Source organism: Streptomyces cellostaticus (genome assembly GCF_023630175.1).
GTDB classification, from domain to species: Bacteria; Actinomycetota; Actinomycetes; order Streptomycetales; family Streptomycetaceae; genus Streptomyces; species Streptomyces cellostaticus_A.
This window is the reverse complement of record NZ_JALLIN010000009.1, coordinates 73563-92873: the sequence shown is the minus strand read 5'-3', so window position 1 is coordinate 92873 and position 19311 is coordinate 73563. Positions and strand designations below refer to the sequence as shown.

General features: G+C 71.3%; 18 protein-coding genes and 2 tRNA genes. 9 read left to right on the top strand and 11 right to left on the bottom strand.

Annotated elements, in window-relative coordinates; all coding sequences use genetic code 11:
• Positions 1-91: 91 nt before the first annotated feature.
• From MXD57_RS08130 to MXD57_RS08115, 4 genes are all read left to right on the top strand, one after another.
• Positions 92-871, top strand: a complete 780-nt coding sequence (locus MXD57_RS08130) for an HAD-IIA family hydrolase (RefSeq protein WP_250400637.1) — start codon at positions 92-94, stop codon at positions 869-871.
• 230 nt (positions 872-1101) lie between these two features.
• On the top strand, positions 1102-1710 hold the full coding sequence (locus MXD57_RS08125) for a hypothetical protein (protein ID WP_250400636.1): 609 nt from the start codon (positions 1102-1104) through the stop codon (positions 1708-1710).
• A 15-nt stretch (positions 1711-1725) separates the two neighbouring features.
• The gene (locus MXD57_RS08120) at positions 1726-2394 is read left to right on the top strand and encodes a class F sortase (protein ID WP_250400635.1); all 669 of its coding nucleotides are present in this window, start codon (positions 1726-1728) and stop codon (positions 2392-2394) included.
• 126 nt (positions 2395-2520) lie between these two features.
• Positions 2521-3546, top strand: a complete 1026-nt coding sequence (locus tag MXD57_RS08115) for a glycoside hydrolase family 6 protein (RefSeq protein ID WP_250400634.1) — start codon at positions 2521-2523, stop codon at positions 3544-3546.
• 57 nt (positions 3547-3603) lie between these two features.
• Here the strand turns inward: MXD57_RS08115 and MXD57_RS08110 are convergent, their stop codons facing one another.
• The 3 genes from MXD57_RS08110 to MXD57_RS08100 all read right to left on the bottom strand — a co-directional run bounded on the left by MXD57_RS08110 (position 3604) and on the right by MXD57_RS08100 (position 8213).
• Positions 3604-5541 (bottom strand): kelch motif-containing protein, encoded by a 1938-nt coding sequence (locus MXD57_RS08110; RefSeq protein WP_250400633.1) that lies wholly within the window; start codon positions 5539-5541, stop codon positions 3604-3606.
• A complete protein-coding gene (locus tag MXD57_RS08105; protein ID WP_250400632.1) occupies positions 5538-7520 on the bottom strand; it encodes a glycosyltransferase family 2 protein in 1983 nt (660 codons plus the stop codon). The genes MXD57_RS08110 and MXD57_RS08105 overlap by 4 nt, the downstream gene beginning before the upstream one ends.
• Before the next feature lie 619 nt (positions 7521-8139).
• Positions 8140-8213, bottom strand: a tRNA-Lys gene (locus tag MXD57_RS08100).
• A gap of 112 nt (positions 8214-8325) precedes the next feature.
• Here MXD57_RS08100 and MXD57_RS08095 point away from each other — a divergent pair.
• The 4 genes from MXD57_RS08095 to MXD57_RS08080 all read left to right on the top strand — a co-directional run bounded on the left by MXD57_RS08095 (position 8326) and on the right by MXD57_RS08080 (position 12054).
• Positions 8326-9465, top strand: coding sequence for a peptidoglycan-binding protein (locus tag MXD57_RS08095; protein WP_374114668.1), 1140 nt, complete (start codon positions 8326-8328; stop codon positions 9463-9465).
• A 120-nt stretch (positions 9466-9585) separates the two neighbouring features.
• Positions 9586-10728 (top strand): SPFH domain-containing protein, encoded by a 1143-nt coding sequence (locus MXD57_RS08090; protein WP_250400631.1) that lies wholly within the window; start codon positions 9586-9588, stop codon positions 10726-10728.
• Positions 10729-10861: 133 nt separating this feature from the next.
• Entirely contained in the window at positions 10862-11467 is a 606-nt protein-coding gene (locus MXD57_RS08085; protein WP_250400630.1) for a lytic polysaccharide monooxygenase auxiliary activity family 9 protein, read from the top strand.
• 122 nt (positions 11468-11589) lie between these two features.
• Complete coding sequence (locus tag MXD57_RS08080; RefSeq protein WP_250400704.1) at positions 11590-12054, top strand: DUF3592 domain-containing protein; 465 nt, start codon at positions 11590-11592, stop codon at positions 12052-12054.
• A gap of 83 nt (positions 12055-12137) precedes the next feature.
• Here MXD57_RS08080 and MXD57_RS08075 read toward each other — a convergent pair.
• From MXD57_RS08075 to ehuB, 6 genes are all read right to left on the bottom strand, one after another.
• Positions 12138-12211, bottom strand: a tRNA-Lys gene (locus MXD57_RS08075).
• Between the two features lie 123 nt (positions 12212-12334).
• The gene (locus MXD57_RS08070) at positions 12335-13093 is read right to left on the bottom strand and encodes an IclR family transcriptional regulator (protein WP_250400629.1); all 759 of its coding nucleotides are present in this window, start codon (positions 13091-13093) and stop codon (positions 12335-12337) included.
• A 206-nt stretch (positions 13094-13299) separates the two neighbouring features.
• A complete protein-coding gene (gene ehuA, locus MXD57_RS08065) occupies positions 13300-14076 on the bottom strand; it encodes an ectoine/hydroxyectoine ABC transporter ATP-binding protein EhuA (protein ID WP_250400628.1) in 777 nt (258 codons plus the stop codon).
• A gap of 10 nt (positions 14077-14086) precedes the next feature.
• Positions 14087-14737: an ectoine/hydroxyectoine ABC transporter permease subunit EhuD gene (gene ehuD, locus MXD57_RS08060; protein ID WP_250400627.1), complete on the bottom strand. Its 651-nt coding sequence runs from the start codon at positions 14735-14737 to the stop codon at positions 14087-14089.
• Positions 14734-15459, bottom strand: coding sequence for an ectoine/hydroxyectoine ABC transporter permease subunit EhuC (ehuC, locus tag MXD57_RS08055; protein ID WP_250400626.1), 726 nt, complete (start codon positions 15457-15459; stop codon positions 14734-14736). Before ehuC ends, ehuD begins: the two co-directional genes overlap by 4 nt.
• The gene (gene ehuB / locus MXD57_RS08050; RefSeq protein WP_250400625.1) at positions 15456-16382 is read right to left on the bottom strand and encodes an ectoine/hydroxyectoine ABC transporter substrate-binding protein EhuB; all 927 of its coding nucleotides are present in this window, start codon (positions 16380-16382) and stop codon (positions 15456-15458) included. Before ehuB ends, ehuC begins: the two co-directional genes overlap by 4 nt.
• 46 nt (positions 16383-16428) lie before the next feature.
• Here ehuB and MXD57_RS08045 point away from each other — a divergent pair, with 46 nt between their 5' ends.
• Positions 16429-16923: a DUF3830 family protein gene (locus MXD57_RS08045; RefSeq protein WP_250400624.1), complete on the top strand. Its 495-nt coding sequence runs from the start codon at positions 16429-16431 to the stop codon at positions 16921-16923.
• On the opposite strand, the gene MXD57_RS08040 is transcribed toward MXD57_RS08045, so the two are convergent.
• Together MXD57_RS08040 and MXD57_RS08035 are read right to left on the bottom strand one after the other, a co-directional pair.
• Entirely contained in the window at positions 16904-18292 is a 1389-nt protein-coding gene (locus MXD57_RS08040) for an amidase (protein ID WP_250400623.1), read from the bottom strand. The two genes, MXD57_RS08045 and MXD57_RS08040, sit on opposite strands and share 20 nt — an antisense overlap.
• 16 nt (positions 18293-18308) lie before the next feature.
• Positions 18309-19262 carry a D-2-hydroxyacid dehydrogenase gene (locus tag MXD57_RS08035; protein ID WP_250400622.1) on the bottom strand — a complete coding sequence of 318 codons (954 nt, stop codon included), beginning with the start codon at positions 19260-19262 and terminating at the stop codon, positions 18309-18311.
• Between the last annotated feature and the right edge of the window lie 49 nt (positions 19263-19311).

The following is a 19311-nucleotide window of genomic DNA, read 5'->3' as shown; positions in this document are numbered from 1 at the left end:
TCCCGGCCACCTGATTAGGCTGGTGGCGTCGGTACGCCGTGGTTCCGGCGCCCCCGTTCTCGGCCGTACGCACGTCAGGAGACGCAAACGCATGGCAGACCGCAAGCCCGTCGAGTCGTGGCTCACCGACATGGACGGCGTCCTGATCCACGAGGGGGTCCCGATCCCCGGTGCCGACGCCTTCCTGAAGAAGCTGCGCGACTCGGGGCGGCCCTTCCTGGTGCTCACCAACAACTCCATCTACACCGCGCGTGACCTGCACGCCCGGCTCCGGCGGATGGGCCTGGACGTGCCGGTGGAGAACATCTGGACGTCCGCGCTGGCCACCGCCCAGTTCCTGGACGACCAGCGGCCGGGGGGCAGCGCCTACGTCATCGGCGAGGCCGGTCTGACCACCGCGCTGCACGACATCGGCTACATCCTCACCGACCACGAGCCCGACTTCGTGATCCTCGGCGAGACCCGCACCTACTCCTTCGAGGCGCTGACCAAGGCCGTGCGGCTGATCAACGACGGTGCCCGCTTCATCGCCACCAACCCCGACAACGTGGGGCCCTCCACCGAGGGCGACCTGCCCGCCACCGGCTCGGTCGCCGCCCTGATCACCGCCGCCACCGGCAAGAAGCCGTACTTCGTCGGCAAGCCCAACCCGCTGATGATGCGCGCGGGGCTCAACGCGATCGGCGCGCACTCGGAGACCTCCGCGATGATCGGTGACCGCATGGACACCGACGTCCTGGCGGGCCTGGAGGCCGGGATGCGCACCTTCCTGGTGCTGAGCGGTGTCACGCAGCCGGACGACGTCGACCGCTACCCCTTCCGCCCCTCGCAGGTCGTCGACTCCATCGCGGACGTGGTCGACCTCGTCTGAGGCCCGGACCGGCTCCGGGCTCCGGGACCGGGCCGCCGACCCGGCCCCGGAGCCCAGCGGGCGACCGTGACCGGCCCGAGCAGGCCCCCCGCCGACCGCGGGCAGGTCGTGAGCAGGCTCCTGAGCAGGCGTCTTCAAACCGGGACCCACCCGTTCGGAGTAAGCGTGCGCCTCCCGAGGATGCGGAGGCGCGCGCTACGGGGGAGCCTCCCAGTGTCTGGAGGTTCACGATGGGCTCACAACGCCTCACTCTCTGTACCGGGACTCTCTGTGCCGGACTGCTCGCCGTCACCGGCTTCACCACGGCCGCCTGCGCGACCGACAACGGCCAGGGCGTCTCCGTGACCCCCGTCTCCCCGGCCCCCGGCACCGACGTGTCCCTGCGCGTGCGCGGCTGCAGCGCGACGCGGGCCGTCGCCACCTCGAAGGCCTTCGTCGCCGACGCCCGGCTGACGTCCGACATGGGTGTCCTGAGCGGCGACACCCGGGTGCGCGCCTCGGTCGCGCCCGGTGTCTACGACGTACGGATCACCTGCGCCGACGTGGCGCTCAACAGCAGGATCACCATCGGGCGCAAGGGTGCGGGCCTGTTGCCGGAGCCGGGGGACGGCAACGGCGGCACCGGGTTGCCGGACGACCCGCCCGCCGCGCCCATCACGGCCGCCTCGCCCGTCGCGCCGGTCGCCGCGGGCGGCGGCGGCACCGCGCACTTCGCCACGGTGGCCACCGACGGGTCCGGCCCCGGCACCGGCCAGGCGGTGACCGGTCTGGCACTCGCCGGGATCGCCGCGGCCGCCGTCGGGCTGCGCAGGTCCCGCCGGAGCCAGGGCACGGACTGAGCGCGGGCAGCGGCCATGTCCGAAGAGAACGGGCACAGCCCCGCCACCGGACGCCTGGTCACCGTCATGGCCTGGACGCTGCTGCTGCTCGGGCTGTGGCTGTGGGGACGGGACGTCACCGGCGTACCGCAGAGCCCCGCGGGGCCCGCCACGGGCGACGTGGCCGGCCTCGGCCGCGCGGAGGCGGTACGGCTGCCGCCCGCGGCCAAGCCGCTCGCGGCCTCGCCGCCGCAGCGCCTCGACATCCCCCGACTGGCCGTCACCGCACCGGTCGTGGCCCGTGGGCTGGACACGCGGGGCGCCATCGAACCGCCCCCGTTCGACCAGCCGGGAGTGGTGGGCTGGTACGGCTCCGGGACGAAACCCGGCGCGGTGGGGACCGCGCTGCTGGTCGGGCACGTCGACACGGAGACCCGGCCCGCCGTCTTCTACCGGCTCAGCACGCTCGGGCCCGGCGATACGGTCCGGGTGGTCCGCGCGGACGGCCTGGTCGCCCGCTTCACCATCGACGACGTGCGCGTCCTGCCCCGCGACGACTTCGACGCCGGGACGGCGTACGGCCCCCGCAAACCCGGTCGCGCCGAACTCCGGCTGATCACCTGCGGCGGCACCTTCGACCGGGCGAGCCGCAGCTACACGGCGAACGTGGTCGTCTCCGCCTACCTCACCGGCACCGGCGGATGACCACCGGCGCGACCACCTGATCCGGCGCCCGGGCGCCCCCGCGCCCCACCCCCTGAACGACCTCGTGGCCGCCCGCGGCGGTGTGCCACGATTGGCACTCGAAACGATGCGCCCAGGGGGAAACGCATGCACGACAGCAGGGGGGCCCGCACCGCGGCACGGATACGGGTGTCCGCGGCGGTGCTGGGGGCGGCACTGCTGCTCGCCGGCTGCTCGTCCGGCGGGGACGGGCCGGACGACGCGAAGGCGGACATCGGCCAGCGGCCCAAGTCCGCCGACCCGTTCTGGGTGAACCCGGACGGCAACGCGGCCCGCCAGCTCGCCGCCTATCGGAAGGCCGGCAAGAAGTCCGAGGCCGAGCGGATCCGCCGGATCGCCGAGCAGCCGACCGGGGAGTGGATCGGCCCCGAGAACCCCGAGAGCGAGGCCCGCGGTTTCACCGAGGCCGCCGAGAAGGCCGACCGGACGGCACTGCTCGTCCTCTACAACATCCCGCACCGCGACTGCGGCCAGTACTCCCAGGGCGGCGCCACCGACGGCGACGGCTACCGCGCCTGGATCGACGGCGTGGCCCGGGGCATCGGCGACCGCACCGCCACCGTCGTCCTCGAACCCGACGCCGTGCTGCACCTCGTCGACGGCTGCACCCCGGACGAGCTCCACGAGGAGCGCTACGACCTGCTCAAGGGCGCCGTCGCCAGGCTGAAGTCACTGAAGAACACGAAGGTCTACCTGGACGCGGGCAACGCCGGCTGGGGCCACCCCGACCAGATCTTCGAGCCCCTGCGCTGGGCGGGCGTCGACCGGGCCGACGGGTTCGCCGTCAACGTCTCCAACTTCTACTCCACCGAGGACTCCATCTCCTACGGCAAGCGGCTCTCGGCGAAGGTGGGCGGCAAGCACTTCGTCGTCGACACCAGCCGCAACGGCAACGGCCCCTGGACGGGCGGCGATCCGGCCCAGCGGTGGTGCAACCCGCCCGGCCGGGCGCTGGGCCGGACCCCGACGACCAGGACGGACGACCCGCTGGTCGACGCCTACCTGTGGGTCAAGCGTCCGGGGGAGTCGGACGGCACCTGCAAGGGCGGTCCGAAGGCGGGCCAGTGGTGGGCCGAATACGCGCTCGGGCTGGTCGAGCCGGGCAAGGGGTAGGCCGCGAGGGGCGCCCTCGTCAACGGAGGGCGCCCCTCGCGGCCCGTGGGAACCTGCTCAGGGGACGTTGACCCACTGCGCCTTGCTGGGCGTCCCCCGGTCGTCGTCCACGAACAGCATGTACCAGCCGGACTGCACCAGGTTGCGGCTCTTCGGCACCGTCACGGTGACCTTGTCGCCGGACGTGGTGAAGTCCAGCGCGATGGACCGCTGGTCCACGTCCGTCACGTGCGTCGAAGCACTCGGCCGGATCAGCCGCGCCTTCTTGATGCCGGAGGCGTGCGCCGAGGTGAAGGTCCCCGACGCCCCACGCGCGATGGTCTGCGGTCCCCCGCCGAGCGACGGCCGTGAACCCCGGTACAGATACGGCGGGGTGTAGATCTCGATGCGCTGCTCGAACTTGCCGGGCCTGGTGTTGGCCGCGTCCGCGTACAGCGAGTCGGACCCGAAGAACATCACCCGCCCGTCCGGCAGCAGGATCGAACCGGAGTGGTAGTTGCGGCCCACCAGCGGATCGGCGACCTCGGTGAAGCTGTTGCTGTCCGGGTGGTACATCCGGGCCTGCAGGATGTTGGAGTCGCTGCGCCCCCGGTAGTCCTCCGAACCTCCGGACACCAGCACGGTGTCGTCGGGCAGGATCGAGGTCTGCGGATACCGGGTGCCCTTCGCCAGTTCGGGCCCGTCCACGAACCTGGGCTCGCGTGCCTTGAGGTCGACCAGCCGGGTCTTCTTGCTGGACAGCTTCGACTCGCCGACCCCGCCGCCGCCGATCACCATGAACTTCTCGTCCTGGGCCGGAGGGAGCAGTACCGTCCCGGACGTCTCCATCATGTCGGCGTCACCGAGCCCGGGCAGCTTGGTGAACTTGTTGGTGTCCACGTCCCAGACGCCGGGCTCGCGGCCCACGTCGTCGGGTCCGTAGCCCGCGTTGGAGCCCGAGTAGAAGACCTTCCCGTTCTGCATCAGGAACAGCGCCGGGTACGTCGGGAACTGCCGGAGCTTCTTGGTGTAGGTCCACTTCTTGGTCTTCGGGTCGAAGACCTCGTTCTTGCCCGGCACGAGCTGACCGATGTCGTCCAGCCCGGAGACGCTGAGGATCTTGCCGTCCGACAGGGTGGTGAGCGTCGGATACCAGCGGGCCTCGTTCATCGGGTCGACCTTGATGTACCGCTCGGCGACCGGGTCGAACTCGTAGGAGTCGCGAATGCCCTGGAAGTCCTTCTTGTCGAGGGCGAGCTTCTGCGCGATGCCGTACGTGTTGCGCGCGTCGGCGCCGTTCAGGCCCTGGATCCGGTAGTTGTCCTGGGTACCGGTCTCGTACTTGGTGCCGCTGCGCTGCGCCTCGACGTAGATGCGGCCGAGGCCGGGGTCGTTGCGCAGGAACGCACCGGTCTGCGGGTCGAACACCTTCTTCGCACGGGGGACGAGCACCGGGTCCTTGGAGACGAAGGTCTTGCCGTTCGTCCGGCCGGTGAACCGGGTGCCCGCGGGCAGCGTGATCGGTTCGTCCGGGTTCTCGTTGTGGACGATCATCAGGCCGCCGGCCTTGGTGACGTCGCCCTTGAGCTTCTCGTACCGCTTGGTGCCGCCCGCGATCAGCAGGTTGCCGTTGGCGAGCTGGGTGTGCCCGGTGCAGAACAGGTCGGTGGGCGTGGGGATCTTCTTGATCGTGCCCTTGACCGGGTCCCAGATCCGGGTGTCGAACTGCTTCTTGTCGAAGTTGTCCTGGTTGTTGCCCGAACCCGCGACCATCAGCACCTTGCCGGTGTGCAGCAGCGCCGCGTGGATGGTGTCCTGCCGGTACTCCGGTGGGAACTCGATGATGTCCCACTTGCCGTTGGAGGCTTTGTACCCCGGCTTGTTGATCTTGTACTGGTGGTACTGCTCGGTTCCGAAGCGGTAGAGCCACGGCCCGTTCATCCCGGCCAGTGCGACTGCCACCGCCGTGCCTATCGCGAGTCGACGAGCGCGGCGGCGGCCGGCCTGGTCCTTCATTCCTTACGTCCCCCAAGTCCACCAAGGGCGATCTGCATGGTCTGGTCGTTGCCCGCGGGACCGGCGTGGCCGGTCCGCTGCTGCGGGACCTGCGGCGCCTGGGCCGCGTACCGCGGAGGCACCGCGTCCTGCGGTTCCGCCGCCGCGGCGGGTGCGGGCGTACCGGCGGCGTGCCGGGGCCCGCTCTTCTGCTGCCGCAGCTCATGGCGCCAGACGAAGATCGGTGTCGCGGTGATGAGCAGGGCGAACGAGGCCCAGGTGATCATCGCCGGGTGGGCGTGCCCGAGGACGAGACCGGCGACGATCGAGGCGCCGAAGACCGCGATGAAGTACCAGTGGTACCGGAAGGTGCCGAACCAGGTGTCCGGGCTCGCCGAGTCGCCCTTCGGCGTGACCACGAACTTGCTCTTGCGGCGCAGTACCGAGTCGATCAGCGCCTTGGCGTACAGCGGCGCGGACAGCGCCGACATCACCATGCCGGCCACACCGCCGGAGCCCTCCGGCTCGTGCGGGGAGACGTTGTGCCGCCGGTTCCAGACGTACAGGCCGATCTGGAGCGCGGAGGCGTTGCCGTAGAGCATCAGCCACACGGTCGGATCGATGTTCACGCCCGAGGCGCCCAGACCCAGGAACAGGGCGCAGCTCAGCGCCGCGAGGAGCCAGTTGAGGGCGGACATCGGATAGAAGATGATCATCATCGTGTAGTTGAAGAGCTTGCCGGGCGGCAGGCTGGAGAAGCCCTTCCAGTACTGCTTGAGGATCGTCTCGTACGTACCCCGCGACCAGCGCATCTGCTGGGTGAAGAAGTCCGTCCAGGCGTTGGGGCCCTCACCGACCGCGAGCACGTCCGGGGTGTACACGGACTTCCACTTGCGGCCCGTGGCCGGGTTCTTGGCCCGGTGCATCTCGAACCCGGTGGCCATGTCCTCGGTGATCGAGTCGTACAGGCCGCCGATCTGCTTGATCGCCTTGATGCGCACGGCGTTCGAGGTGCCCACGAACATGGGGGCGCCGTACCGGTTGCCGGCCCGCTGGATGAGCGCGTGGAAGAGGAACTGCTGCGACTCGGCGGCCTTGGTGACGAACGTGTCGTAGTTGCCGTAGACCTGCGGGCCGATGACGAAGCCGACGTCCGGGTCCCGGAAGTAGCCGAGCATCCGCTCCAGGTAGTTGGGCAGCGGGACGTGGTCGGTGTCGACGGAGGCGAAGAAGTCGTAGTCGCCGCCGTGCGCCTCCAGCCAGGCGTTGTAGTTGCCGTGCTTGGTCTTGGCGCGGTGCGGGCCCTTGGCCTGGTTCCACCGGGCGACACCCTTGCGGGAGAAGTGGTGGACGCCGAGCCGGGCGCAGACCTCCTTGACGGCCGGGTCGTCGCCCTCGTCCAGCAGCCAGACGTGCATCAGGCCCCGGTGGCGCAGCTTCACGGCCGCCTCCAGCGTCCTGGTCACCATCTCCAGCGGCTCCTTGCCGGGCACGAAGGAGGTGAGGAACGCGACGCGCGTGCCGGTCTCCGGCACCACCGGGACCGGGTCGCGGGCGACCAGGGTGGCGTGCGCGTTCGACAGCACGTTCATGCAGCGGAAGAACTCGATCAGGCCGATGGCGACCAGCATCACGACGTCCAGCGCGGGCAGGAAGTCGTAGGCCGGATAGTCGCGTTCGGTCCAGTGCTCGGGCTGGAGCAGCCAGAACAGCAGGACCAGCGAGAGCACCGGGGCGGCGCCGAGCATGAGCGCGGCCCGTACGCGGTGCGGCTCCTGGGAGAGCAGCGAACGGTACTGCACCCGGTAGGGCTTCGCCGGATCGGGCTGGGTGAGGGGACCCGAGAGGCGGCTGTAGTGCTCGTAGTCGTATTTGGGCAGCGTCTTCTTTATTCGGCGGAACTGGCCGGTGTGATGCGTCACCGCACGAAGCTGTGTGGTCTGTGACGGGTCGTTGTGTTGTTCGTGGCTCTGCCCGGCGCCCGTCGGCGTCGACGTCATGAGTCATCCCCCCACACGCGGGTGATCGCGTGTTTCGTCGGTCGTCTACCGCCCGGTCGGGGTCCCCTCGGCCGTCACAGGCGGACACAGTGGTGGGTCGTGGTCACCATGTCCTGCACACCTTATAGACACGGGATCGCGGCCTTCCGGTTGCATGATGTTCCACGCGGCATCCGCTCACTGGGCGGATCCCCCTCCCCGCCGGGCCGGTAACCGGTTGCTTACCCCTGACGGCCGCGAAGAGGCGGCCTCGTGGCAACCAGGGTTCTACGGTGTTCGACGTGAGCGCAAGACACGAAACGCGGAGTTCACCGGTCGAACCCGTCGATCGCGAAGCGGATGGGGCCTGAGGGGTGTCCGGCCCCCCGGCGAAGGGGGGTGTGAGCGGGTGCGGGCGGTCTCGGCGGGGCCCGCTCCTTCGGCGGCCCCCCTGTTCCATACGGGTGAGGTGCGTGTCCGGTTCAACCGGGCCGGACCCCGGGCGGCCGGCCGGTGCCGCCGGTCACGACGGCCCGCGGGCGCGGGTGGCGAAGCCCCGCGACGCGCGGCGAGGCCGCGTGGGAACAGAGAAGGCGAGGGGGTAAGCGCTTCACGCGAACCCGCCTCGCCATCGTCATCGTGCGCCGCCAGGGACTCGAACCCCGGACCCGCTGATTAAGAGTCAGCTGCTCTAACCAACTGAGCTAGCGGCGCCTGCTGACGGGAGAACTCTACCCGACCGGCGCGGATGCTCCCGACCATGTGCTGCGCACGGGGGAGCCGGTCCTGCGGGATGTACATCATTCGGACCGTCAACATGCGCACCGTGACGACAGTTGTGAAACTGATCAACGTGCACAGTGGCGGACATATCCACCCCGAATGTGAGGCAGATCGCATGACGGCTCCGGCGTTCGAAGAGGTCGCCCCCGGGCGGGACTGCGACTGCCCGGCCTGCGTCCACGCGCGGCGGGCCGGCTCCCGCCCGTCGTCCGGGTGCTTCGGCGGCCACCTGGCGGCCCGGGGGGTCGTGATCGTGGCCGCCGCCGCGTCCGCCGCCCTCGGCGCGCTCACCCCGGCCGCCGCCCTCACCGCGCCCCAGTCCCCGCACCGGCCCGGCGTTCCCGGGGACGGCGAGCCCGCCACCCCGCAGGGCGCCAAGTCGCCGCTGCACGGCCCGGCCGGGCCCCTGCCCGATCCGGCCACCACGCCACCGGCCGTCCCGCCACCCGCCACCCGGACCCAGATCATCAACCGGGCGAAGGTCTGGGTGGCCGCGAGGGTGCCGTACAGCATGGAGGACTACTGGAGCGACGGGTACCGGCAGGACTGCTCGGGCTACGTCTCCATGGCGTGGGGGCTGGGCTCCAACGAGTGGACCGGCAGCCTCGACCAGTACGGCGTGAAGATCACCAAGGAGGAGCTGCTGCCCGGCGACATGCTGCTCTTCCACAACCCGGCCGACCCCGAGCGGGGCTCCCACGTGGTGATCTTCGGCGGCTGGACGGACTACACGCACACCTACTACACGGTCTACGAGCAGACGCCCCCGCACGCCCGCACCCAGGCCACCCCGTACCCGTACTGGAGCAACGCCTCCAAGTACGTCCCCTACCGCTACAAGGGCGTCGTCGCGGACGCCGCGGGTTCGCAGGCCGCGGGCGACGGCAAGGCGCCGCGGCCGGTCACCGCCGGTGCGGCCGCGGCCCGGCCCGGCTCGCACGGGGTGCCCGGCTATCCCGGCCGGGCCCGGTTCCGCCCGGGCGAGGCCAACCCGTACGTGACCGAGCTGGGGGCGCGGCTGGTGGAGAAGGGGTTCGGCCGTTTCTACCCCGCCGGTCCCGGTCCGCGCTGGGGTGACGCGGACCGGCGGGCCGTGGAGGCCTTCCAGCGCGGCCAGGGCTGGCGCGGCGGAGCCGCGGACGGCTACCCGGGCCCGGAGACCTGGCGCCGCCTGTTCTCGTAGGAACCCGTTCCCCCACCGTCCCGGCCGTCCGTCCCCCGGGGTCCGTTCCGTTCCGTTCCGTTCCGACCCGTCCCACCCTTTCCCTGTCATGACGCATCTGGCGCGGAGGCTGGAGCACGCATGAGTACGACGACGTCACACACGCCGGAGTCCGAGGAGCAGCCGGAGAACGCGGGGCGCCCGGCGGCCGGCCCGGCCACCCGTCCGGCCCGGCTGATCCAGAACGAGGCGACCACCGAGATCCCCGTCCACCTGCTGTTCCGCGACGAACCGGAGGCGGTGTCGGTGCCGGTGCGGCCCGCGGTGGTGGCCCGCCGGCAGGGCACCGGCGAGCAGCCGCGGCTCAGGCGTCCCACGCCGGCCCGCAGCCGGACGGCACCGCACCTCGGCCCGGAGCCGGCGGAGCGTCCGGCCCGGGTGCTGCCCGGTCTCGCCGGGGTGCTGGCCGGCACGGGCGGGCTGGTGGGCGGCCTGGTGACCGCGTGGTGGGCGGGCGTCGTGCCGCCGCTCGCCGCGGGGGCGCTGCGCCTGCCGCCGTACACCGGCGCCGGGCCGGGGCCGGCGCAGTGGGCGGCGTTCGCCGGGTCCGGGGTGCTCGGTGTGCTCGGCTTCGGCGGGCTGGCCCGGGGCCGCACCGGACAGGCCCGGCTGCTCGGGCTGTTCGGCCGCTACCGGGGGACGGTCCGGCGTACCGGCCTGCTCTGGGTGAACCCGCTGCTGCGCCGCCGCCGGGTGGATGTGCGGCTGCGGCACTGGCGCAGCGAGGTGATGCCGGCGGCGGACGCCAACGGGGTCGCGCTGCGTGTGGTGGTGCTGGTGGTGTGGCGGGTGCGGGACACCGCGCGGGCCGTGCTCGGTGTCGACGACCACGAGACCTATCTGCGGGAGTGCGTGGAGGCGGCGCTGGCCCGGGTGCCGGTGGAGATGCCCACCGGGGTCGGCGGCGGCGTGGCGGCGGCCGGAGAGGCGCTGACCCGGCTGGTGGTGGCGGACACGGCGCCGGTCGGGCTGGAGGTCTTCTCGGTGCAGCCGGTCCGGGTGGAGTACGCCCCCGAGGTCGCCGCCGCGATGGACCGGCGCCGGATCGCGGCGCTGGACGCCCGGGAGCGGGCCGGGATGCTCAACTCGGTCGTGGACTCGGTGGAGGACACGGTGACCCGGCTGACCATGCGCGGCCTGGTCGAACTCGACGACTACGAGCGCAAGGTGCTCGTCCGGGACCTGACGGTGGCGTTCTGCTCGGGGCGCGGGGAGCGCGTGTGAGCGGTCGCCGTACCGGTCCGGACGCCTCGCGATATGGACACGGTCAAGTGGCGGCCATAGTCTGGGACTTGGTCTAGACCTACTGCACGGCTCGGCTCAGTGAACATCCCCCACGTTCTCCAGGAGCGGCAGCATGCGCACCAAGACCAAGTTGACCTCGGCCGTGCTGGGCGCGGCGACCGCCGGAGCCTTCGCGCTCTCCACCGGCGGCGCCAGCGGGCACGGCTACACCGACCTCCCCGTCAGCAGGCAGAAGCTCTGCCAGAACGGCACCGTGGCGAACTGCGGCTCGATCCAGTGGGAGCCGCAGAGCGTCGAGGGCCCCAAGGGCTTCCCGGCCGCCGGACCCGCCGACGGCCGGCTCTGCAACGGCGGCCTCAGCCGGTTCGCCCAGCTCAGCGCACCGAGGACCCCGTCCGGAGCGGCCTGGCCCACCACCCGGGTGACCGGTGGTCAGTCGTACACGTTCCGCTGGCAGTTCACCGCCATGCACGCCACGACGGACTTCAGGTACTACGTCACCGAACCGGGCTGGAACCAGAACCACGCCCTGTCCCGCTCCGACCTCACCCTCACCCCGTTCCTGACGGTGCCGTACGACGGCCGGCGGCCGCCGGCCACCCTCAGCCACAGCGGCACCCTGCCGTCCGGCCTGAGCGGTCACCACGTCATCCTCGCGGTGTGGACCATCGCCGACACGGGCAACGCGTTCTACGCCTGCTCCGACGTCACCTTCTGAGCCCCGTTCGGGTACGGCACGGAAACTGAGGTTCCCTTGAGGCCGGTCGGCCCTACCACCGGGTAGGTTCCCGCCACGCCGTTCGACCGACGGCGACGTACCGATTTCGGGGGAACCTCATGATGGAACTGCTCTTCTACGCCGTGCCCTGCCTCATGATCGTCGGCTTCGGGTTCGCCGCGTACCTGCTGCTGCGCCGCGCCCGGCGGATCAGCAGGATGTGGAAGCACGGGCTGACCGCCGAAGCGCGCTGTCTGCGGATGTACACGACGACCAGTGGAGGCGGCGGGGACACGTCCGTGGACACGACCGTCCACCACGTCTACGAGTTCACCACGCCCGACGGCCGCACCCGGCGCTTCGAGGAGGAGGGCGGCCCCGCGACCGTCCTCGAGGGCGACTTCGTCACCGTGCGGTACCTCGCGGAGCAGCCCCAGCGGGCCACCGCGCTCCCGCCCGCCCGCGCCAGGCTCGCCGTCGGCACCGGTTTCGCCCTGGCCTTCCTCGGGGTGTGCATCGCCTTCTGCTCGGTCTTCATCGTCGTGGCGCACATGATGTTCACCGAGGCGGGCGGCATGATGCCGTGACCCGTACCGGCCGGCCGCGGTCCGCAGGCCGGCCCCCGGGCACGCCGAAGGGCCCCTCGCCGAGGCGAGGGGCCCTTCCTCTGTGCGCCGCCAGGGACTCGAACCCCGGACCCGCTGATTAAGAGTCAGCTGCTCTAACCAACTGAGCTAGCGGCGCATGACTCCCGCCTTCCGCTTACCGCGGTCGGCGACGAAGAAAATACTACCTGGTCCCCGAGGGTGCTCGTGACCACCCGGAAACGCCGAGGGGGAGCGGCGAGGAGCCCTGCGCCTCTCGCCACTAGATGGCGAGGGACAGCAGCAGTGGTGCCGCGTTCCGGTTGAGGGTGTCCGCGGCCTGCTTCAGGCGGTGCGCGTGCTCCACCGGGAGTGAGAGTGCCAGGCAGCCGACCGTCGAGCCCGCGGTGATCGGGACGGCCGCGCAGACCGTGCCGATCGCGTACTCCTGGAGGTCCAGGACCGGCACCGTCGGCGGCTGCGACTCCAGGCGGGACAGCAGCAGCTTGTCGCTGGTGATGGTGCGCGAGGTGAGCCGGGCCATCTTGTGCCGGGAGAGATGGTCGCGGCGGGCGTTGTGGTCGAGCTGGGTCAGCAGGCTCTTGCCGACGGCGGTGGCGTGGGCGGAGAAGCGGAAGTCCACCCACTCGTTCACCGCGGGGGTGGCGGGTCCGGCGGCGTACTGGGTGACCGTGACCTCGCCGTCCACGTACCGGCTGATGTAGACGGCCGCCCCCACGGAGTCCCGCAGGCGGTCCAGGGTGTGCTGGAACTTGTCGCGCAGGGCGCCCTCGCGCTCGTGCGCCGAGGTGAGGCGGCGCAGCGTCTCGCCGGTGACGTAGGCCCCGTCGGTGACCTGCTCGACGTAGCCCTCGCGGCGCAGCATGCGCAGCAGGGCGGTCAGCCGCTCGGGATCCAGGGCGGTGCGGTGGGACAGCTCGGCCTCGGTGACGCCGGCGGGGTGGCGGGCCACGGACTCCAGTACGCGCAGCGCGTCGTGGGCGGAGTGGTACGGAGCGGTCGGCTCGTGCATCAGCGCCACGGTGTCCCCCTGGCTCGCTCTGTGGCCGTCATTCCGGTCGGTCGGATCGATACCACGATAACGGCCAAAGGCCCGGCAGGGAGAGGGTGTTGGCGAGAATCTACCGCCCGCGCCCCCCTCCCAACTGGGGCTCAGACCCTCTGGCATATGCCAGGGTCATCGCCCAGCGCCGGGACCTCGGCCGTTGTCTTTTTCACGGCGGGTAGTCACAGCACCGCGCTGAGGAATTCCCGCGTGCGCTCCTGCTCCGGGTCGCCGAAGATCTGCTCCGGCGGCCCCGACTCGATCACCCGGCCGGAGTCGAACATGAGCACCTGGTCGGAGATGTCCCGGGCGAAGTTCATCTCGTGGGTGACGCAGAGCATGGTGATGTCGGTGCTGCGGGCGATGTCCCTGAGCAGGTCCAGCACGCCCGCGACCAGCTCGGGGTCGAGCGCGGAGGTCACCTCGTCCAGCAGCAGCACCCGCGGCCGCATCGCCAGCGCGCGGGCGATGGCCACCCGCTGCTGCTGACCGCCGGAGAGCATGGTCGGCCGCGCGTCGCACTTGTCCGCGAGCCCCACCAGCTCCAGCAGCTCCCGGGCACGGGCCTCGGCCTCGTCCTTGGACATGCCGAGCACCTGCACCGGCGCCTCGGTGAGATTGCGCAGCACGCTCATGTTCGGGAACAGGTTGAACTGCTGGAACACCATCCCGATCTTCTTGCGCACCTCCCGGACCTGCTTCTCCGGGGCCGGGAAGAGGGGCTCCCCGTCCACGGTGATGGTGCCCTCGTCCGGCTTGGTGAGGGTCATCAGCAGCCGAAGGATCGTGGTCTTGCCGGACCCGGAGGGGCCGATCAGCGTCACGTGCTTGCCGGCGTCGACGGAGAAGTCCAGCCGGTCGAGCACGGTGTTCGTCCCGAAGCGCTTGGTGACCTCCTCCAGGCGGATCAGCTCACCCCCGGCCGTGGCGGGGCCGGCGGTCGCGTCGGGTTCTTTCATCAGGGGGGAGTCAGCGGACAAGACGTCGCTCCAGGGCTCGCAGGAGAAGGGAGGCCAGGTAGGAAATGAGGATGAAGGCCACACCGATCACGGTGAGCGGCTCGGTGAACTGGAAGTGCTCCTGGGAGAAGAGCCTGGCCCGGCCGAGCATCTCCAGCACGGTGATCACCATCAGCAGCGGGGTGTCCTTGAGCATGGAGATCACGTAGTTGCCGAGCGCCGGGATCACCCGGCGGATCGCCTGCGGCAGGATCACCGCGGTCCAGGTGCGCCGCCGCGGCAGGTTCAGCGCCGTCGCCGCCTCCCACTGGCCGACGGGCACCGCCTCGATACCGGCCCGGTAGACCTGCATCGTGTACGTCGAGTAGTGCAGGCCGATCGCGAAGACGCCGGTGGACAGCGCCGAGAAGGTCACGCCCCACTCGGGCAGCACGTAGAACAGGAAGAACAGCTGGACCAGCAGCGGGGTGTTGCGCACGAACTCCGTGACCACGCCCACCGGCCAGCGCACCCACCGGGACGGCGCGCGCATCAGCAGCGTCCAGAGCAGGCCGAGGCTGAAGGACAGCAGTGAGCCGAGCGCGAGGGCCTGCAGGGTGACGAGCAGTCCGTGCCAGAGGTCCGGCATGAAGTCGCCGACGGCGTTCCAGTCCCAGTTCATGCCGCACCTCCGCCGACACCGACACCCGTCGACTGCGCACGCTTCGGCTCACGCGCCGCCGACTCCGCCCCGGGGCCCGTGCCGACCCCTGCCTTCAGCCGCTTCTCCAGACCGCGCATCACCCGGGTGAGCAGGAAGGCGATCACGAAGTAGATCAGCAGTACGTACGTGTAGATCTCCGCGCTCTGCTGCAGCGCGAGCCGCACCAGCTTGGCGCTGAACGTCAGATCGCCCATGCCCATGACCGAGACCAGCGCGGTCCCCTTGAGCAGTTCGATCAGCAGGTTGCTGAACGACGGGATCATCTCCGGCACGGCCTGCGGAAGGACGATCAGCCGCAGCCGCTGCCAGGGCGTGAAGCCGAGGGCGATGCCGCCCTCCTTCTGCGCCGGGTCGACCGCGTTCAGCGCGCCGCGCACGATCTCCGAGCCGTAGGCGCCGTACGTCAGCCCGAGCGCCAGCGTGCCCGCCCACATGGGGACCAACTGCCAGCCGAAGGCGACCGGCAGCACGAAGAACACCCAGAAGATCATGACGAGGGCCGACGTACCGCGGAACACCTCGGTGTAGAAGCCGGCGAGGAAGCGCACGATCCACAGCCGGTGGGTGCGCGCCACGCCGACGACGAAGGACACCGCCGTGGCCAGCAGCGCGCTGAACACGAGCAACTGGACGGTGGTCCATATGCCTCTCAGTACGAGTTCCCAGAGCCCCGAGGTCATCCGCCGCACAGCTCCTTCGCGGTGAGGTCCGTCAACTCGGCCTTGGTGAAGCCGAAGGGCTGAAGGATCCGGAACAGCTCGCCGCTCTTCTTCAGCTTGTGCAGCTCGACGTTGAAGGCGTCGCGCAGCTTCGTCTCGGTGGGCCGGAAGGCGAACGCGCCGCCGTCCACGTGCCGTTCGCCCTTGATGAGCGGCGAGAACGGCTGGGTGGCCTCAGCCTTGCTGGACTTCTTCACCACCTCGCGGGTGGTGAGCGCCGTACCGGCGAACGCGTCGGCACGCCCGGCCTCCACGGCGTTCAGTCCGGCGACCTGGTCGGGGACGATCAGGATGTCGCTCTCCTTGTAACCGGCGTCCACCGCGTACTGGATCTCGGCGTACCCCGTGCCGGTGGCGAATTTCGCCTTCTTCCGCACGATGTCCTGGTAGGAGTGCAGCCCTTTGGGATTGCCCTTGCGGACGATGAACGAATCCAGCATCTGGTAGTCCGGATCCGCGAAGATCACCTGCTCGCAGCGCTCGGGGTTCACGTACATCCCGGCGGCGACGACGTCGAACTGCTGGGAGTTCAGACCGGGGATCAGCGAGCCGAACTCCGTCGGCACCGGCTGCACCCGGTCCACTCCGAGCCGCTTGAAGATCGCCTTCGCCAGTTCGGGCGCCTCACCGGTGAGGTCACCGTTCGTGTCGATGTACCCGAACGGGATCTCACCGGCGATCCCCAGCCGCACGACCCCCTGGGCCCGCAGCCTGTCGAGCAGGTCTCCGCCGTGCTCGTCCGAAGCCGATGCGACCCGCGAACAACCCGTCGCCCCCAGCGCGCCGACCGCGCCGAGCGCCGCGACCCCGGCGAGCAGCGAGCGTCTGCTGTGTCTGGGTGCCGTCCTGAATCTGCGCACGTCTTTGCCAATTGGTGGAGCCATGGCGGCGCGGCTACCCAAACGCATCCGGCCTATGCACCCTGGTCTCATGGCCGATCGATTCGTCTCCGTCTCGCTCGACAAGCGGGACGTGCACTGCACGGCACGACTGCTGGACGACCGCGCGCCCCTGACCTGCACGGCGGTGTGGGAGGCACTGCCGCTCGCGGGGGACGTCTACCACGCCAAATACGCGCGCAACGAGATCTACGCCCTGTTCCCGCCGTTCTCCGCCACCGAACCCCCACTGGAGAACCCGACCGTCACCCCGATCCCCGGCGACCTGTGCTACTTCTCCTTCGCCGGTGCCGAGCTGGGCACCCGGGCCTACGGCTACGACCGCGAGGTCCGCCCCGGCACCACCCTGGTCGACCTGGCCCTGTTCTACGAACGCAACAACCTGCTGCTCAACGGCGACGTGGGCTGGGTGCCCGGGATCGTCTGGGGGCAGGTGGTGGACGGCCTCGACGAGATGGCCGAGGCCTGCAACGACCTGTGGCGGACCGGGGCGGCGGGGGAGACGCTCAGCTTCCGCCGGGCGTGAGACCCGCCCCGTAGAGGGCATGGGCCGCGCGCAGCACCAGGTCGTCGCGGTGCCGTGCGGCCACGATCTGCAGGCCCACCGGCAGCCCGTCGCCGTCCGTGCCGACCGGTACGGTGGCGGCGGGCTGCTGGGTGAGGTTGAACGGGTAGGTGAACGGGGTCCACCCGGTCCAGCGCCGCAGCCCCGAGCCCGGCGGCACCTCCCGGCCCGCCTCGAACGCCGTCAGCGGCATGGCCGGGGTGAGCAGCAGGTCGTACCGCTCGTGGAACAGCCCCATCCGGCGGCCCAGATCCATGCGGACGTCCACCGCGGCCAGGTAGTCCTGCGCGCTCGCCCGCGCGCCCGGGACGCAGATGTCGCGCAGTCCGGGATCGAGCGACTCCCTCAGGTGCGGCGGCAGGTGCCCGGTGACCCGGGCCGCGCCGGCGAACCACAGGGTGTGGAAGGCCTCCACCGGGTCGCTGAAGTCCGGGTCGGCCTCCTCGACGAACGCGCCCAGGCCGGCGAGCCCGGCCACCGCCCGCCGCACCGCCGCGGCGACCGCCGGCTGGACGGCCACCTGCCCGCCGAGGGTGGGCGAGTACGCCACCCGCAGCCCGCGCACCCCGCCGTCCAGCGCCGCCCGGAACGAGAGCGCCGGCGCGGGCAGCGCCGACCAGTCGCGCGGGTCGGGCCCGCCGATGACGTCCAGCAGCAGCGCCGCGTCCGCCGCGTCCCGGGTCATCGGGCCGACGTGCGCGAGCGTGCCGAACGCGCTCGCCGGGTACAGCGGCACCCTGCCGTACGTCGGCTTCAGCCCGAAGATCCCGCAGAACGCGGCCGGGATGCGGATGCTCCCGCCGCCGTCGGTGCCCAGTGACAGCGGGCCGGCGCCGAGCGCGACGGCCGCCGCGCTGCCGCCGCTGGAACCGCCCGCGGTGCGGGACGGGTCGTGCGGATTGCGGGTCACACCGGACAGCGGGGAGTCCGTGACGCCCTTCCAGCCGAACTCCGGGGTCGTCGTCTTGCCGAGGAACACCGCCCCGTGCTCACGCAGCCGGGCGACCGAGGGCGCGTCCTCGTCCCAGCGTCCCCGCTCGGACACGGCCTTCGAGCCACGCAGGGTCGGATGACCGCGCAGCAGCAGGATGTCCTTCACCGTCACCGGCACCCCGTCCAGCAGTCCGGCCGGCTCACCGCGCCGCCAGCGCTCCTGCGACTCCCGGGCCCTCGCCAGTGCCTCCTCCTCCAGGAGCCGTACGAACGCGTTCACCTCCGGCTGGATCCGCCGCGCCCGCTCCAGGGCCTGCCCGGTCGCCTCCACGGGCCCGAACTCGCCCTTGCGGTAACCGTCGAGGAGCTGTACGGCGGTCAGGTCGGTGAGCTGCATGGACCCTCCTGGTGGATCAGTGACCGGGCACGTATCCGCGCTTCTTGTCGACCACGTTCAGCAGTGACCTGCCCGCCGCCCACCGCTCGTACAACTCCACGAACTGGGAACCCAGTTCGTCCCGCCAGCCGATCGTGTCGCCGCTCATGTGCGGCGAGACGAGCAGCCCCGGCAGGCCCCACAGCGGACTGTCCCCGGGCAGCGGCTCGGCGGCGAACACGTCCAGTGCCGCGCCCGCGATCCAGCGCCTGCGCAGCGCCTGCGCGAGGGCGTCCTCGTCGACGAGCTGACCGCGGCCGACGTTCACGAAGACCGCCGAGGGCTGCATCACGCCGAACCGGCGGGCGTCGAACATGCCGTACGTCTGCTCGGTCAGCGGCGCGGCGGCGATCACCCAGTCGGCGCGGGCGATCAGCCGGTCGAGGTCGCCGGGCCCGTGGACACCGGTGCGGGGCACCCGGCCGACCAGGGCCGTGGTCACGTCCAGCGCCTTCAGGGTGCGGGCGATCGCCCGGCCGATCGGCCCGGAGCCGACCACGCACGCACGCGTGCCCGCCACCCGGCGGGTCTCCCGGTGCCGCCAGGTGCGCTCCCGCTGCAGCTCCAGGGTGCGCGGCAGATCCTTGGCCACCGCCAGCACCAGCGCGGCCACGTACTCGGCGATCGGCTGGTCGAAGACCCCCCGCGCGTTGGTCACCACGGTGTCGGACGCGGCCAGCTCCGGGCACATCAGATGGTCCACCCCGGCGCTCGCCGTGTGCACCCAGCGCGGCCGCGGCCCCTCGCCGGGCCAGGCCTCGCGCACCGCGTGCGAGGTGAAGTCCCACACCAGCAGCACGTCGGCGCCCGGCAGCCGGCCGGCCAGGCCGGCGGCGTCCGTGTGCTCGATCCGGGCGCGGCCGGTCAGCCGACCGAGCCGGGGCGGCGGTTCGGCGTCCAGCACGAGCAGGGTGGGGAGAGTCGACGTCATACAGGGCGGCTCCGAGCGGCTGACATGCGCGCATTGACCACGCTCGCAC